We start from the raw sequence: 14,189 nt of genomic DNA on the forward strand, positions 1-14,189 counted from the left end.
CGCAGGCCGCGTGAGCACGGCGTTCGCGCTCGACCCGCGCGGCGCCCGCCGCGTGCAGCTCGCCGCGCAGGGCCTGCTGCGCGCGCCCCGCCGCGCGGCGCGCGGCGCCGACCTGCTGGCGGCGATCGAACGCATGGGCGCGCTGCAGATCGACACCATCCACGTGGTCGCGCGCAGCCCCTACCTGGTGCTGTGGAGCCGCCTCGGCGCCTACGACCCGGCCTGGCTCGACGAGCTGCTGGCCACGCGGCAGGTGTTCGAGTACTGGGCGCACGAGGCGTGTTTCCTGCCGCTGGCCGACTACCCGCTGTACCGCCACCGCATGGTCGAGCCGGGGCAGCTCGGCTGGAAGTATTCGCACGACTGGATGGCGGCGAACCGCGCCGGCGTCGAGGCCCTGCTCGACCACGTGCGCGCACACGGTCCGGTGTGCTCGGCCGATTTCGCGCGCGCCGGCGACCAGGCCGGCGGCGGCTGGTGGAGCTGGAGCTTCGAGAAGCGCGCGCTGGAGATGCTGTTCTCGGCGGGCCGGCTGATGATCGCCTGCCGCCGCGGCTTCCAGCGCCATTACGACCTCGCCGAGCGCATCGTGCCGGACTGGGACGATGCCCGCCTGCCGCCGCGCGCCGCGGTCGAGCACGCGCTGCTGCTGAAGGCGGTGCGCGCGCTGGGGGTGACGCCGGCGCGCTGGATCGGCGACTACTTCCGCAGCCACGGCAAGCGCCCGCAGCCCGACCCGGCGGCGCTCGCGGAGCGCGGCGAGCTGCTGCCGGTGACGGTCGAAGGCTGGCGCGAGCCCTGGTACGCGCACCCCGATCACGCCGGGCTGCTCGCCGAGGCCGCCGGCGGCGGCCTGCGCGCGACGCAAACGACGCTGCTGTCGCCGTTCGACCCGCTGGTGTGGGACCGCGAGCGCGCGAGCCGGCTGTGGGACTTCGACTACCGTATCGAGTGCTACACGCCGGCGGCCCGGCGCCGCTTCGGCTACTTCGTGCTGCCGATCCTGCACCGCGACGCGCTGGTCGGGCGCCTCGATGCCAAGGCGCACCGCCGCGCCGGCGTGTTCGAAGTCAAGGCGCTCTACCTCGAAGCCGGGGTGCGCGGCAGCGAGGCGCTCGCCGCCGCGCTCGCCCGCGCCCTCGCCGCCTGTGCCGCCTGGCACGGCACGCCCACGGTGCACCTCGCGCGCAGCGAACCGGCGGCCTTCGGCGCCGCCCTCCGCGCCGCGCTCGCGTCACGCGCCTGAGCCCGCCCGGCGTTTCGGCTAGGATGCCGGCGCCTCCGCCACCCCGGCCCGTCCCGATGCCCCGTCGCAAGCCCCGTCGCCCGCCCGCTACGCCCACCGTCGGCCTCTTCGCCCCCAGCGGCCACCTGAGCGACCCCGCCCGCCTCGACCGCGCCGTCGCCCGGCTCGAAGCGCTCGGCTGGGGCGTGGTGGTCGATGCCACCGCGCGCGGCCAGTGGCGGCGCTTCGCGGCACCCGACGCCGAGCGCGTCGCCGGCCTGTACCGCCTGCTCGACGATCCACGCGTCGACCTGCTGCTCGCTCTGCGCGGCGGCTACGGCCTCACGCGCCTGCTCGACGGACTCGACTACGCCCGCATCGCCGCGGCGGGCAAGCCCATCGTCGGCTTCAGCGACCTCACACTGCTGCAGCTCGCGCTGCTCGCGCAGGCGGACTACGGCAGCCTGCACGGGCCGATGGCCGCCGCCGACTTCGGCGCCGCGGCGCCCGATACCTGGACCTGCGAACGCTTCGCGCAGGTGCTGGCGAGCGACGCCCACGTGCTCGATGCCATCGCCTGCCCCCACCCCTACCCCGCCCAGGGGCTGAGCGGCACGCTGTGGGGCGGCAACCTCGCCTGCGTCGCCTCGCTCGCAGGCACGCCGTGGCTGCCGCGGCCGGACGCCGGGATCGTGTTCCTCGAGGACGTCAACGAGCCGCCCTACCGGATCGAACGCCTGCTGCTGCAGCTGCTGCAGGCCGGCGCCTTCGCCGGCGCGCGCGCAGTGCTGCTCGGCGACTTCACCCACGGCGACGGCCCGGCGCACGAACCCGATTACTCGCTGGCCGAGGTCGTCGCCGAACTGCGTGCGCGCCTGCCCTGCCCGGTGCTCACCGGGCTGCCGATCGGCCACGGTGCGCGGCGCGCGACGCTGCCGCAGGGTGCGCCGGCAGAGCTCGCGCTCGACGCCGCCGGCTACACGCTCGCCTTCAGCGATTACTGGGCGTGAGCGGGCACAGCGTGCGCGCGAGCCAGGCGTGGCCGGCGGCGCGCGTGGCCTGCAGCACCGCGGCACCGAGCGCCTGCCCGACCGCGGTGTGCAGACCGGCGTAGGTGGCACCGGGCGCGGTGTCGGGGCAGGCGATCACGCAGCAGTCGGTGCCGGTGCCACTGACCGGCGCGCCCGCCGGATCGTCGGACCAGCCGAGCGCGAGCACGCCGGCGGTGCGCGCCGCGGTGGCGATCGACAGCGCTTCGAGCAGCGCCGGCAGCGCCAGCGGCACCGACACCTGGCAGACGAGGTTGATGGTGCCCGGCCGCCAGGCGCGGGCGGCGGCGGGCAGTTCGCCGACGCGCACGCCGTTGCCGAGGCCGAGCGTCAGCACGCAGTCGGCGCTGACGCCGGCGTGGGTCACGCGCGCACGCCGATGGCCGGCGACGTCGCAGGCGGTGAGCAGCCCCACCGCGTCGCCCCAGCCGCGCGCCTGCAGGCGCCGCGCGAGCAGTGCGGCCGGATCGACCTCGGGGCCGAGGTCGGCATCGCGCACCTGCAGCCAGGCGACGCGCCCGGCCTGCACCAGGCCGGGTCGATGCACCGCCCAGCTCAGGCAGCGCCGGGGCGCGGCGAACGCCACCCCGAGCCAGTCGCCGTCGCACTCCACGCGCAGCCCGTCCGCCGCCGGCAGCCCGGTCGCGTCGTCCACCGCTCGCATCCCGCCTCCTCACCGGCCGGCCACCGACGGCCGGCATCACGCTACACTCGTCGCCCCGCGTCCGCCCCGAGGCTCGTCGCATGAGCACGTCCCGCTTCTCCGGCACCGATACCTACGTCGCCACGCCCGACCTGACCATGGCCGTCAACGCCGCGGTCACGCTCGGACGGCCGCTGCTCGTCAAGGGTGAGCCCGGCACCGGCAAGACGCTGCTCGCCGAGGAGGTCGCGCGCGCGCTGGGCGCGCCGCTGATCCAGTGGCACATCAAGTCCACCACCAAGGCGCGCCAGGGGCTCTACGAGTACGACGCCGTCGCCCGCCTGCGCGACTCGCAACTCGGCGATCCGCGCGTGCAGGACATCGCGCACTACATCGTCAAGGGCAAGCTGTGGGAAGCCTTCGAAAGCGACGCCCGGCCGGTGCTGCTGATCGACGAGATCGACAAGGCCGACATCGAATTCCCCAACGACCTGCTGCTCGAACTCGACCGCATGGAGTTCTACGTCTACGAGACGCGCCAGCGGATCGTGGCGCAGCAGCGACCGGTGATCATCATCACCAGCAACAATGAGAAGGAGCTGCCGGATGCCTTCCTGCGCCGCTGCTTCTTCCACTACATCCGCTTCCCCGACCGCGACACGATGAGCGAGATCGTGCACGTGCATTACCCGGACCTGAAGAAGGATCTGCTCGCCGAAGCGCTCAACGTGTTCTTCGAGGTACGCGAGATTCCGGGGCTGAAGAAGCGCCCGTCGACCTCCGAACTGCTCGACTGGCTCAAGCTGCTCCTGGCCGAGGACGTGCCGCCCGAGATGCTGCGCGGCGGCAACGAGCGCAAGATTATCCCCCCGCTGCACGGCGCGCTGCTGAAGAACGAGCAGGACGTGCACCTGTTCGAACGCCTGATCTTCCTCAACCGCCGCAAGACCTGACGCCGCCCCCCCGGCAAGTGTCAACAAGCGTCAAGCGGGGTACCGCAGCGCCTCAAGGTCCCGTCTGCGCGCCGGTGGTGCGCTGGACTCCACCCAGGGGCGGGGCCAGAATCCTCGCAGGTCACCGCTCCGCCCGCCCCGGCCCAAACTAAAAAGGCTCGGCGCGCGAACGAGCCAAGCCTTTGAATCTGGTGCCGGAAAGTGGACTCGAACCACCGACCTACTGATTACGAATCAGTTGCTCTACCAACTGAGCTATTCCGGCGCAACAGGGCGCGCAGTATAGGGAGTCGACCCCAGGGTGGCAAGCCAACCGTACCGCACCATACCCGCCTCCGCGGTCGCCACCACGCGCCGCCACAGCGGGGCCGGCTTCACCTTGGTCGAACTGCTGGTCACGGTCACGATCGTCAGCATCCTGCTGGCCATCGGCGTGCCGAGCTTCACCGACTTCATCCGTACCACCCGCGTGCGCAGCGCCTCCTTCGACCTGCTGAGCGATCTCAATTTCGCGCGCTCGGAGGCGATCAAGGGCAGTACCACGAGTAAGATAACGACAGAAGAAATAAGCGTAACGCTCTGTAAGAGCACCAACGGCAACGACTGCAGCACCGGGACAGGAGGTTATGAGATGGGTTGGATTGTCTTCAGAGATTGCAACACAAACGGTACGCGTGACACTTCAGATTGTGATGGCGATGGCGCCAGTGAATCCGAACCTGTGCTCCGCATCCATGCGGCGCTATCCAACGTAATATTAAAAGGTAACACCAACATCGTGAACCGCATCACTTTTCGCGCGAACGGGCGGGCGAATCCGATCGGAACATACTCACTTTGCCTGGGCACAGAATTGCGTCGCGAGATCGCTGTGTCAAAACTTGGACGGATACGGCTCGAATCGCATGACGACCCTGGGGAGACGCCGCCCACATGCCCATGAAGCATCACCCGTCAAACATGCATGGCTATGCGTACGGCCCATCATATACCGGCTTCACGCTGCTGGAAGTGCTGATCACCATCGTTATCGTCGCTTTAGGCTTGCTCGGATTGGGTGCATTACACGTGCGAGCGATGCGTGACACCACCAGTGCATACCTACGCAGCGAAGCCACAGTCCTTACCCAAGACATAGCCGACCGCATTCGTGCCAATCTGCCCTACGTGCGTGCCACTCCTCCGTCTGGCAATACCACGCCACTTCCTTACATACTCGAACTTGAGCAGTTCAGTGCACTAGCGCAGCCGACACTGCTTTGTCTAAGCGCATATTGCACAGCTGACCAATTAGAGACAGCCGACCTCTGGCAGTGGCGTGAAGCGGTGCGTTCGCGCCTACCTAGTGGCCAAGGCAAAATTGTCATCTCCTCTTGTGTGGCCCCAGCGACTGGTGACTCCACGGAATGCACTACAGCGGCAATTCGCACATGGACAATTACCGTGTACTGGGACGAACGTATAGATCCTAACAAACCGGAAGCAAATTGCCCCGCCCCTCATCCCGAGCATCCTCTCTTCGCATGTCTGCGAGTAAGTGTGCGGCCATGAACGGCTATTATTCCAATACCGCACAGCGAGGCATGACCTTGGTCGAATTGATGGTCGCGCTGACCATCGGCACACTGATCATGCTTTTCCTCGTAGAAATTTTTGCCCAGGCAAGCACGAACGCTCGTCTTCAGCGTAATATTGCCTGGATGCAAGAAGACGGACGAACTGCACTTGAAATTATCGCTCGTGAAGTGCGGTTGGCAGGCTACCGACCAAGCAACACGGATGAGACAGTTGTCAAGGACTGCCCTGCCGTCGCCAATTGGACCGTACCGGCGGTTTGTTCGATATTCGGTGTAAATGGCCTATCAAACGGCACTGACAGCAATGGCGTTGCTGTTAAAGCCGACGGGGTGGGAACGGCTTATCTCAACGACAGTACAATGATGGATTGTAACGGTGGCGCTACAACCGGAACTGTGGTTACACGCTTTTGGTTGAACGGAACGACGCTCTACATGAATTGTTCTGGCTCGACGCAACCAATATTAGACAATATTGAGCGACTCGAAGTTGTTTATGGTGTGGCCGAAACGCTTCCAGCGGTGGCCACGACACGCATCAAATACTTGCCAACACCGAGCCTATCTGAATGGCCACGGGTGATCAGCGTGCGCATAAATCTTCTCGTGCTTTCGCGCAATGATAAACTCGTGTCCGATCCGCAGTCGTACTACTGGTTTGACTCTGACGGTAAGCTGAAAAAGCTTACCGCCAGCGACAAGCGCCTGCACCAAGCCTTCAGCACAGTAGTGCTGCTTCGCAACCGACTACCCTGAGAGCAGTTACGATGTGCACTTGCAGTGTCGGCCAACCTGCCCGCAACCAGAGGGGCGTGGTATTGATCGTCGCATTGTTATTACTGGCGCTGATGGCGCTCGTCACGTTCAGCACCTATAACGGCACTATCCTTGAAGAGCGGATGGCCGGGAACGCCAACAATCAGAACATTGTCTTTCAGACCGCTGAACTTGCTTTGCGTAGCATCGAAATGCGGATTGATCCCAACTGGCTCAACGAGGCCGACTCTTGCGCCGCCTTTCCCTTCGGCCTAGACAAGGGCTACTACTCACCAGCGAATTCGGATCTTTCATCAATTGCGTGGGATATGCAGGCCAACCCAGAACCGGACGTTAAAGAAAACCCAAACAGACTTTTTGGCTGGAAGAAGCCTACTGGCGTTAGCGAAGTCAGATATATCGTCGAATGGCTGTACAAAAACGATTATCCAAAACCTAACACCATCCACTATCGAATCACGGTACGAACCGTTGGCGATGGAGGCAAGACAGTAGTGATGCTCCAATCGACATATGCATGCATGTAGCAAAATATGGATACCATTAATGAAAAAGGCGATCAGAAATTTTATTGACCTCCTTTTTCACCAACATGTCATTGGGTCGCCCCCTTCAGCCTGCCCTTCCGGCGAGGAGGGACGCCTTCTTAATCGCCACAACAAACAGTACGGCGGAAGTTTAAATATATGGAGTTCAGCGGCTACGGTGGAAGCACCGTCGTTGTGCTCGAATCGACGTACGCCTGCAACTGAGTCCGGAGGCGATCGCATGTACCCACCCCGTTCTGCGTCATCCGCATCCTGGAGCCTCGCGACGCTGCGGCGCCATCGGGGAGCACAGACGGCACGCGGCCCGTGGCTGATCGTGGCGCTGGTGCTCGCGTGCTTCATGTCGGCCGCCCATGCGTTGACACTTCCGCAAACACCAATCACCTATTACCAGGCGCCGGTACTGGCCATGCTCGCGATGGGCAAGGACCACACGCTGTTCTACAAGGCTTTCAACGATTACAGCGATCTGGACGGTGATGGCATTCCCGAGCTCACTTACAACAAGGGTGTGCGTTATTTCGGCTATTTCGATAGCGGCCGTTGTTACGAATACATCTCCGGTCTCCAGCGCTTCAGCCCGTCGATCGGCAAGGACGCGGATGCCGATTACTACTGCCCGACCGGCGGCAACCTGTGGAGCGGCAACTTCCTGAACTGGGCGACGATGACGCGCATGGACATCATTCGCCGCGTCCTCTACGGCGGCATGCGCATCGTCGACGACGACGCTTACACCGTGCTGGAGCGCGCCGCAGTACCGCGTGATGGCCATGCCTGGGTGAAGGTCTACTCCGGCAGCGACATGAACCGGCTGACACCGCTGAGTGACGCCACCATCAGCCTGTGCAATGTCAGCTACACCGATACAAGCGACGGCCGGTACGTACCCCTGATGCGCGTGGCAAGGGGCAGTTGGCCACGCTGGGCTTCGAATGGCTATTACCAGTGCGAGTGGCGCGAAAACTACCCTGTTGATCCTGTCTACGGCACCAGCGGCAACCTGCCGACGGCCAGCGACAAGATCGCCAATGGTTACAAGGCCGGCGAATTCATCGTCCGCGCCGAGGTCTGCCAGAACAATCACGAGGAGGACAACTGCAAGACCTACCCGACCGGCAAGGTCAAGAAGCCCACCGGCATCATCCAGCAGTACGGCGACGACAACGTCATTCGCTTCGGCCTGCTCACCGGCAGTTATCGGCGCAATATCTCCGGCGGTGTGCTGCGCAAGAATATCGGCGTCGACTCGAACGAGATCAGCGTGAGCACCGACGGACGATTCATCGGTTTCAACTCACCACCGTCTTCCGAGAATTCGCTGTCGAGCGGTCCGCGCGGCTTCTGGGGGGATCCGGCCCCAAGCTTCGGCGGCATGATCCGGACCCTCGACCTGCTCCAGGTGACGGGCTACAACGGCAGCAACTACTCGGGTGACGGTTGCGGTACACCCGGCATGTCGAATTTTGCCAATGATATCTGCAACAGCTTCGGCAACCCCGAAGCCGAGATCTACCTGGAAGCCGTGCGTTACTACACGGCGCTGTCGTCCGGGCCAACCGCGGCTTTTCTGCCGACCGCAGGAACCAGCGACGCAAACAAGATTCCGCACATGCCCGGCAACGTCACCTGGACCGACCCCCAGGCCGCGTTCAGTTCGACCGACAAGCAATGCGTGGCCAAGAACGTCGTGTTCTTCAGTTCCAGCGCCAACTCGTTCGACTCCAATCTCGCCGACATCGGTAATGCCGTCGACGGGATCACCACCGATCTCGACACGTCCACCGGGGTGATATCGGGCGGCGTCAGCGCCGTGCGTACCGAAACCAAGAACATCGGCACAGCCGAAGGGCTGACGGGGTCATTCTTCGTCGGCCGCAGCCTGACGGCGGGGCAATACGACCAAATCTGTACCGCCAAGACGGTAACCGACCTGTCGCAGGTCGACGGCATCTGCCCGGAAGCACCGCGCCTCAAGGGCGGTTATGAAATGGCGGGTCTGGCGCTCATCGCGCGCCGTGATCACAAGATCAATACCTATGGTATTTCGCTGGCGCCTGCCAGCCCCAGTGTCACGATAGCCGAAGCGGGCACCGGCGGGCGTCGCGTCACGCTGATTCCAGCCTGCCAGTCCTACAATGGCAGCACGTTCGTCGGCAGTTGCGGCCTGCTGAATTTCCGCATCGATTCACAGCAATCAACGACGACGACGGCGACCGGTCGGCTTTACGTCTCGTGGGACGACAGCGAGCAGGGCAGCGACTACGAACTCGACGTCGACGGCTTCATCGACTACGAGATCAATTGGCTCGCCAATACGGCCAAGGTGAGCACCACGCTCAATGCCTCCTCGGCGACCTTTAGGCTAGGATTCGGCTATGTGATCGCCGGCACCACGCAGGATGGATTCCACGCCCATTCGGGCCTCAACGGCTATACCTTCAAAGATCCAACGGGCACGCCGGACTGTGAGAGCGGTTGCACCTTGAATTCGAATCCTGCCTTGAACGTTTCGGCCCGAACCTATCCGCTCGGTACCTCCAGTGCGCGCAACCTGCCGAAGCCGCTGGAACTCGCCGCGAAATGGGGAGGCTTCATCGATACCAACAAGGACGGCGTGCCGCAGCCGGATGAGTGGAAAGACAAAAGCTACTTCTCGGTCGCCAATCCCAACGAACTCGCGGCATCGCTCGGCAAAATCTTCGACCTGATCGCGACGACCCGCTCGGGGGCGGCGCTCACGGCGAATTCGAGCACACTCCAGACCAGCGCCGTCGTCTACCGCACGACTTACGACGCTTCGGACTGGTCGGGAGACGTGATCGCCTACCCACTCGATTCATCCGGCAACGTCCTCGTCGATCAACCCCTCTGGCAGGCACGCGAGCATATTCCTGCCCCCACCCAACGCAACATCTACACCGTGACCGATCCGAATCAGACCGGAAAGGGCGTGGCTTTTACGTGGACATCGATCTCCAACGCACAACAAAAGCTCTTGGAGAGCACGAAAAACTCCAAGGATGGCCAAGCCGTTCTCGACTACCTGCGCGGCAATCAATCGCAGGAGGCCAGCCAGGTCACGAACGGCTATCGCACCCGCAAGTACGTGCTGGGCGACGTCATCGGCTCGGCAGCCACCTATGTCGCAGCCAGCGATGAAGGCCGCTCGATACTGCCGGGCAGCGAAGGCAGCAGTTACCAGAGTTTCGTCCAGAGCAAGGCTTCTCGTCCCTCAATGCTCTATTTCGGTGCCAATGACGGCATGCTGCATGGCATCGCAGCGGCGGACGGCAGTGAGAAACTGGCCTATGTCCCTTACGGCGTCTTCGCCAATCTGAACAAACTGGCCCAAGCAAACTACGCGCACCAGTATTATGTCGACGCAACACCCGTGGTGGGCGATGCCTACAACAACGGCTGGAAGACGATCCTGCTGGGCACCCTGGGCAATGGCGGCAAATCCCTGTTCGCGCTGGATGTCAGCGCCCCCACGGCGTTCACCTCCAGCCAGGCGTTATGGGAATTCACTAACGCCCGCCTCGGCGAAGGGGCACGCCAACCCTTGATCGCGCGCACCAACAGCACCGCTCACCCGTGGGTCGCCATCGTCGGCAATGCGTACAACACGGTCGTCGGCAGCGGCAACAATGCGAGCGTGAACGTACCGACGTTGCTGGTGATCGATCTGTGGACGGGGGCCCTCGTCAAGGAACTCGTCACCACCCCTCCCGTCGCTGGCGACAACGGCCTTTCACCACCGACGGCTTTCGATGCCAATGACGACGGCAAGGTGGACTACGTCTACGCGGGCGATCTGCTCGGCAACCTCTGGAAGTTCGATCTGAGTTCGAGCAATGAGAGTTCCTGGAATGTCGCCTTCTCGAACACGCCGCTGTTCTCCGCCAAGGATAGCGCTGGCCGCGCTCAGGCGATCACGGTGCAACCACTCGTCGAAAAGCACCCGGACAGCGGCATCATGGTGTATTTCGGCACGGGTCGCTACCTCACCGCCAGCGACCATACCGATCCGGTACTCAATCCGAACCCGACCGACGGTACCGGCGGCACCGATTTCAATCCTGTGAACTCCCTCTACGGACTGCGCGACACGGGTAGTTCGGTCATTGCCGGCCGCAGCGCGCTATTGGCACAAAGCATCACCTATGAAGGAACACCGAGCGGTTTCAGCAATGCCATCCGCATCACCAGCAACACCGCCATCGACTGGACGCAAAAGCGTGGCTGGTACATGGACCTGTTGAGCGGTGGCAGCATCTTCCAGGGTGAGCGTGTCGTCGTAACACCGGCGCGCATCTACGAACGACTGGTGGTGCTCACGTCGATCCCGACCCAAAGCTCATGCCAGAAATCCGGATACGGCTGGCTCATGGAGTTGAATGCACTCAGCGGACAGGCACTCACCTACAGTGCCCTTGACTACAGCGGCGACAATACGATCAACGCCTCCGACATCGTGACGGCAGGCACGGTCTCAGGCATCAACGAGAATCGGGCACCGAGCGCCAAACGCCTGGACGATATCGGCATGCCCACCGGCATCACGATCCTGGGCAAGGGCTCGTCCAGCGGCGATACACGCTGCGAAGGTGGTGCGTGCGAAATCAAGATTCCCGGCGGTACCGAGGCGGTGGGCAAAGGAGAGATCGAATTGAGCGGCGGCAAGAAAGGGCGACTGACGTGGAGACAACTCCAGTGACCCCGATCACGAAACCGTTATCCTCACGGCAACCGCACCGTCGAAGGCAGCATGATGAGGGTGGCGGCCCAGGCGGCAAGGCAGACCAGCGCGGTTTCACGCTGGTCGAACTGATGGTCACCGTCGCGATCGCTGCCATTCTCGCTGCCATCGCCTATCCGGCCTATACCGGCTACGTGCAGCGCGCGCGGCGGGCGGATGCGCAAGCAGCGCTGATGGAACTGGCCGGCTGGATGGAGCGTCGCTATTCGACCAATTTCCGCTACGACGAAACCAACGGTGGAGATCCCACCTTGCCGACGCCCAGCAGCCAATCGGTGAGTACCTATTACACCTTCACCGTAACCCTGACCCCGTCGTCCGGGCGCAGCGCGACGGTTCCGGCCACCGCGTTCACGTTGAACGCTGCGCGGGCCGGTGTCCAGGCCAGCGACCCCTGCGGTACGCTCACGCTCAACAGCCAAGGCGTCCGCGGCGTTACCGGGGCGGCGTCCGGGTGGAGCGCCACCAATTGCTGGCAACGCTAGCGATAAAGCCTGACGCGGGACACGGGCAGGGAAACGAGGCCTGATTCACACATAAAAACAGCAACGACCTTGACTGCCGATACGGTGAACAAGCGCTCGTCCGCGGCGCCGACCCATCATTCGCGTCACCTCGCACAAGATTACCGAGTCCGAATGCGCATCCTTTTCACGGTAGGCCAACGCTACCTGCCTCAAGGCACGGGCGGCATCGAGGTCAACACCGATGCTCTCGCCAAGGCCCTGCGATGCCGCTCCATCGAAGTGGCGGTCATCACCGGAATCAGGCCCTATGGTCTGCGTTACCTGCTCAACGCACTGGCACGCAAGGCCATGCAGCGCGCCGTGGTCGCCGATCGCTTCGGTGGCTACCGCGTTTATCGGGGCTGGGATACGGTCATCGGCTTGAGCGAGGTCCTGGAAGATTTTCGGCCCGATGTCGTCATCACTCAGCGCGACGACAGGTTCGCCTTGGCGCAGAGAGCAAGACAGCACCGGGTCGACGTGTACTGCTATCTGCATTCCGCCACGCCGGCGGATGCCTGCGCCCCGTGTCCCGACGGCCTGCCGTTCCTGGCCAATTCGCATTTCACGGCCGCCTGGATCGGGCGGCATCACGGCATCCACGCTGACGTGATCCCGCCGCTGATACAGCCGTCTGCCTATCAGGTGCAATCGACCCGGCGCCATGTCCTCTTCATTTGCCCCCGCGCCTCCAAGGGCGTGAACATCGTTCTGGAGCTCGCGGCCTCACGACGCGAGGTGACGTTCGATCTGGTCGATTCCTACGACCCTCACTACACCCCGGCCGATATCCGTGCCCGTGCCCGTGCCCTGCCGAACGTACGCTGGCACAAGGTGAGCCCCAGCATCCGGCACGTGCTCGGCACTGCCCGCTTGCTACTGGCCCCATCCCAGTGCGAGGAGACCTGGGGCCGTGTCGTCTCCGAAGCGCAATGCAGCGGCATTCCCGCACTGGCCAGCCGGGTCGGCGGCTTGTCCGAGGCGGTCGGCGATGGCGGGATCCTGATCGACGACTACACGAACGTCGATGCCTGGAAAGAAACCTTCGCCCAGGTTTGGGGTGACGCCACGCGGCTGGAGCGGCTTGCGGACGCGGCACTGACGCATTCCCGGCGCCCGTGCTTTCAACCCGATGCGGTCGTCGACAGCTTCCTGCAGGCCATCGGCGCCGCTACTCCGGCAACCGAAGCGCTACGGCGCCGCCCGCAGCTCACGCGGTAACGCGAACACCACGCTCTCCTTGATCCCGCCGCTCTCGGGCAGCACCTCGGCGCCCCACTCCCGCAGGCGTGCAAGCACCTGTTGGACCAGGATGTCGGGGGCGGAAGCGCCGGCGGTGACGCCGATGCACGCCTTGCCCTCGATCCAGGCGCGGTCGATGTCCTCGGCGGCGTCGATCAGGTAGGCGGGCACGTCGAGCTTTTCCGATATCTCGCGCAGGCGGTTCGAGTTGGAACTGTTCGGCGAGCCCACCACCAGCACCACGTCACACTCGGCGGCGAGTTGCTTGACGGCATCCTGGCGGTTCTGGGTGGCGTAGCAGATGTCGTCCTTGCGCGGTCCGCGAATCGCCGGGAAACGCCGGCACAGTGCATCGATCACGTTCTGGGTGTCGTCCACGGACAGCGTCGTCTGCGTCACGAAGGCGAGCCGCTCCGGATCGCGCACCTGCAGCCGCTCGACGCATTCGGGCGTTTCCACCAGGTGGATCGTGCCGCCGTTCGCCGTATCGTAGTGGCCCATGGTGCCTTCGACCTCGGGGTGACCGGCATGGCCGATCAGCACCACGTCGACCCCCTGCTTGGCGTGGCGCACCACCTCCATGTGGACCTTGGTCACCAGCGGGCAGGTGGCGTCGAACACCGTCAGGCCGCGCCGCGCGGCCTCGTCGTGGATGGCGCGCGACACGCCGTGGGCGCTGAAGATCAGCGTGGCGCCATCAGGGACGTCGGCGAGATCCTCGATGAAGATCGCCCCTTCGCCGCGCAGCTTGTCGCAGATGTAGCGGTTGTGGACGATCTCGTGGCGCACGTAGATCGGCGCGCCGAACAGTTGCAGGGCGCGCTCGACGATCTCGATGGCACGGTCGACGCCGGCGCAGAAGCCGCGCGGATTGGCGAGTCGGATTTTCATGGAATGCCCCTCGCGG

General features: G+C 64.1%; 12 protein-coding genes and 1 tRNA gene. 10 read left to right on the forward strand and 3 right to left on the reverse strand.

Going from position 1 to position 14,189, the window contains the following annotated elements; genetic code table 11:
- Positions 1 to 10: 10 nt before the first annotated feature.
- Together EV699_RS14065 and EV699_RS14070 are read left to right on the forward strand one after the other, a co-directional pair.
- Entirely contained in the window at positions 11 to 1,246 is a 1,236-nt protein-coding gene (locus EV699_RS14065; RefSeq protein ID WP_243662680.1) for a winged helix-turn-helix domain-containing protein, read from the forward strand.
- Positions 1,247 to 1,302: 56 nt separating this feature from the next.
- The gene (locus EV699_RS14070) at positions 1,303 to 2,235 is read left to right on the forward strand and encodes a S66 peptidase family protein (protein WP_132543841.1); all 933 of its coding nucleotides are present in this window, start codon (positions 1,303 to 1,305) and stop codon (positions 2,233 to 2,235) included.
- Here the strand turns inward: EV699_RS14070 and EV699_RS14075 are convergent.
- Entirely contained in the window at positions 2,216 to 2,929 is a 714-nt protein-coding gene (locus EV699_RS14075; protein WP_243662681.1) for an adenosylcobinamide amidohydrolase, read from the reverse strand. The two genes, EV699_RS14070 and EV699_RS14075, sit on opposite strands and share 20 nt — an antisense overlap.
- An 89-nt stretch (positions 2,930 to 3,018) precedes the next feature.
- Between EV699_RS14075 and EV699_RS14080 the strand changes: the two genes are divergently transcribed.
- A complete protein-coding gene (locus tag EV699_RS14080) occupies positions 3,019 to 3,870 on the forward strand; it encodes an AAA family ATPase (RefSeq protein ID WP_132543845.1) in 852 nt (283 codons plus the stop codon).
- 189 nt (positions 3,871 to 4,059) lie between these two features.
- Here the strand turns inward: EV699_RS14080 and EV699_RS14085 are convergent.
- A tRNA-Thr gene (locus EV699_RS14085) sits at positions 4,060 to 4,135 on the reverse strand.
- Positions 4,136 to 4,171: 36 nt separating this feature from the next.
- On the opposite strand from EV699_RS14085, the gene EV699_RS14090 reads away from it, so the two are divergent.
- From EV699_RS14090 to EV699_RS14120, 7 genes are all read left to right on the forward strand, one after another.
- A complete protein-coding gene (locus tag EV699_RS14090; protein WP_132543847.1) occupies positions 4,172 to 4,813 on the forward strand; it encodes a GspH/FimT family pseudopilin in 642 nt (213 codons plus the stop codon).
- Between the two features lie 17 nt (positions 4,814 to 4,830).
- Positions 4,831 to 5,421: a type IV pilus modification protein PilV gene (pilV, locus tag EV699_RS20535; RefSeq protein WP_424450039.1), complete on the forward strand. Its 591-nt coding sequence runs from the start codon at positions 4,831 to 4,833 to the stop codon at positions 5,419 to 5,421.
- Positions 5,418 to 6,203 carry a PilW family protein gene (locus EV699_RS14100; protein WP_165904149.1) on the forward strand — a complete coding sequence of 262 codons (786 nt, stop codon included), beginning with the start codon at positions 5,418 to 5,420 and terminating at the stop codon, positions 6,201 to 6,203. Before pilV ends, EV699_RS14100 begins: the two co-directional genes overlap by 4 nt.
- Positions 6,204 to 6,259: 56 nt before the next feature.
- A complete protein-coding gene (locus EV699_RS14105; protein ID WP_165904150.1) occupies positions 6,260 to 6,751 on the forward strand; it encodes a pilus assembly PilX family protein in 492 nt (163 codons plus the stop codon).
- 241 nt (positions 6,752 to 6,992) lie between these two features.
- Positions 6,993 to 11,492, forward strand: a complete 4,500-nt coding sequence (locus tag EV699_RS14110; RefSeq protein WP_165904151.1) for a pilus assembly protein — start codon at positions 6,993 to 6,995, stop codon at positions 11,490 to 11,492.
- Positions 11,489 to 12,019, forward strand: a complete 531-nt coding sequence (locus EV699_RS20445) for a type IV pilin protein (protein ID WP_279389411.1) — start codon at positions 11,489 to 11,491, stop codon at positions 12,017 to 12,019. Before EV699_RS14110 ends, EV699_RS20445 begins: the two co-directional genes overlap by 4 nt.
- Positions 12,020 to 12,172: 153 nt before the next feature.
- On the forward strand, positions 12,173 to 13,261 hold the full coding sequence (locus EV699_RS14120; protein WP_132543855.1) for a glycosyltransferase: 1,089 nt from the start codon (positions 12,173 to 12,175) through the stop codon (positions 13,259 to 13,261).
- Here the strand turns inward: EV699_RS14120 and ispH are convergent.
- The gene (gene ispH, locus EV699_RS14125) at positions 13,232 to 14,173 is read right to left on the reverse strand and encodes a 4-hydroxy-3-methylbut-2-enyl diphosphate reductase (protein WP_132543857.1); all 942 of its coding nucleotides are present in this window, start codon (positions 14,171 to 14,173) and stop codon (positions 13,232 to 13,234) included. The genes EV699_RS14120 and ispH overlap by 30 nt on opposite strands.
- Between the last annotated feature and the right edge of the window lie 16 nt (positions 14,174 to 14,189).

The organism is Plasticicumulans lactativorans, from assembly GCF_004341245.1.
Taxonomy (GTDB): domain Bacteria; phylum Pseudomonadota; class Gammaproteobacteria; order Competibacterales; family Competibacteraceae; genus Plasticicumulans_A; species Plasticicumulans_A lactativorans.

Coding starts and splice junctions, on each gene's coding strand:
- EV699_RS14070 (WP_132543841.1), top strand. CDS start 1,303: ATGCCCCGTCGCAAGCCCCGTCGCCCGCCCGCTACGCCCACCGTCGGC.
- EV699_RS14080 (WP_132543845.1), top strand. CDS start 3,019: ATGAGCACGTCCCGCTTCTCCGGCACCGATACCTACGTCGCCACGCCC.
- pilV (WP_424450039.1), top strand. CDS start 4,831: ATGCATGGCTATGCGTACGGCCCATCATATACCGGCTTCACGCTGCTG.
- EV699_RS14100 (WP_165904149.1), top strand. CDS start 5,418: ATGAACGGCTATTATTCCAATACCGCACAGCGAGGCATGACCTTGGTC.
- EV699_RS14110 (WP_165904151.1), top strand. CDS start 6,993: ATGTACCCACCCCGTTCTGCGTCATCCGCATCCTGGAGCCTCGCGACG.
- EV699_RS14120 (WP_132543855.1), top strand. CDS start 12,173: ATGCGCATCCTTTTCACGGTAGGCCAACGCTACCTGCCTCAAGGCACG.
- ispH (WP_132543857.1), bottom strand. CDS start 14,173: ATGAAAATCCGACTCGCCAATCCGCGCGGCTTCTGCGCCGGCGTCGAC.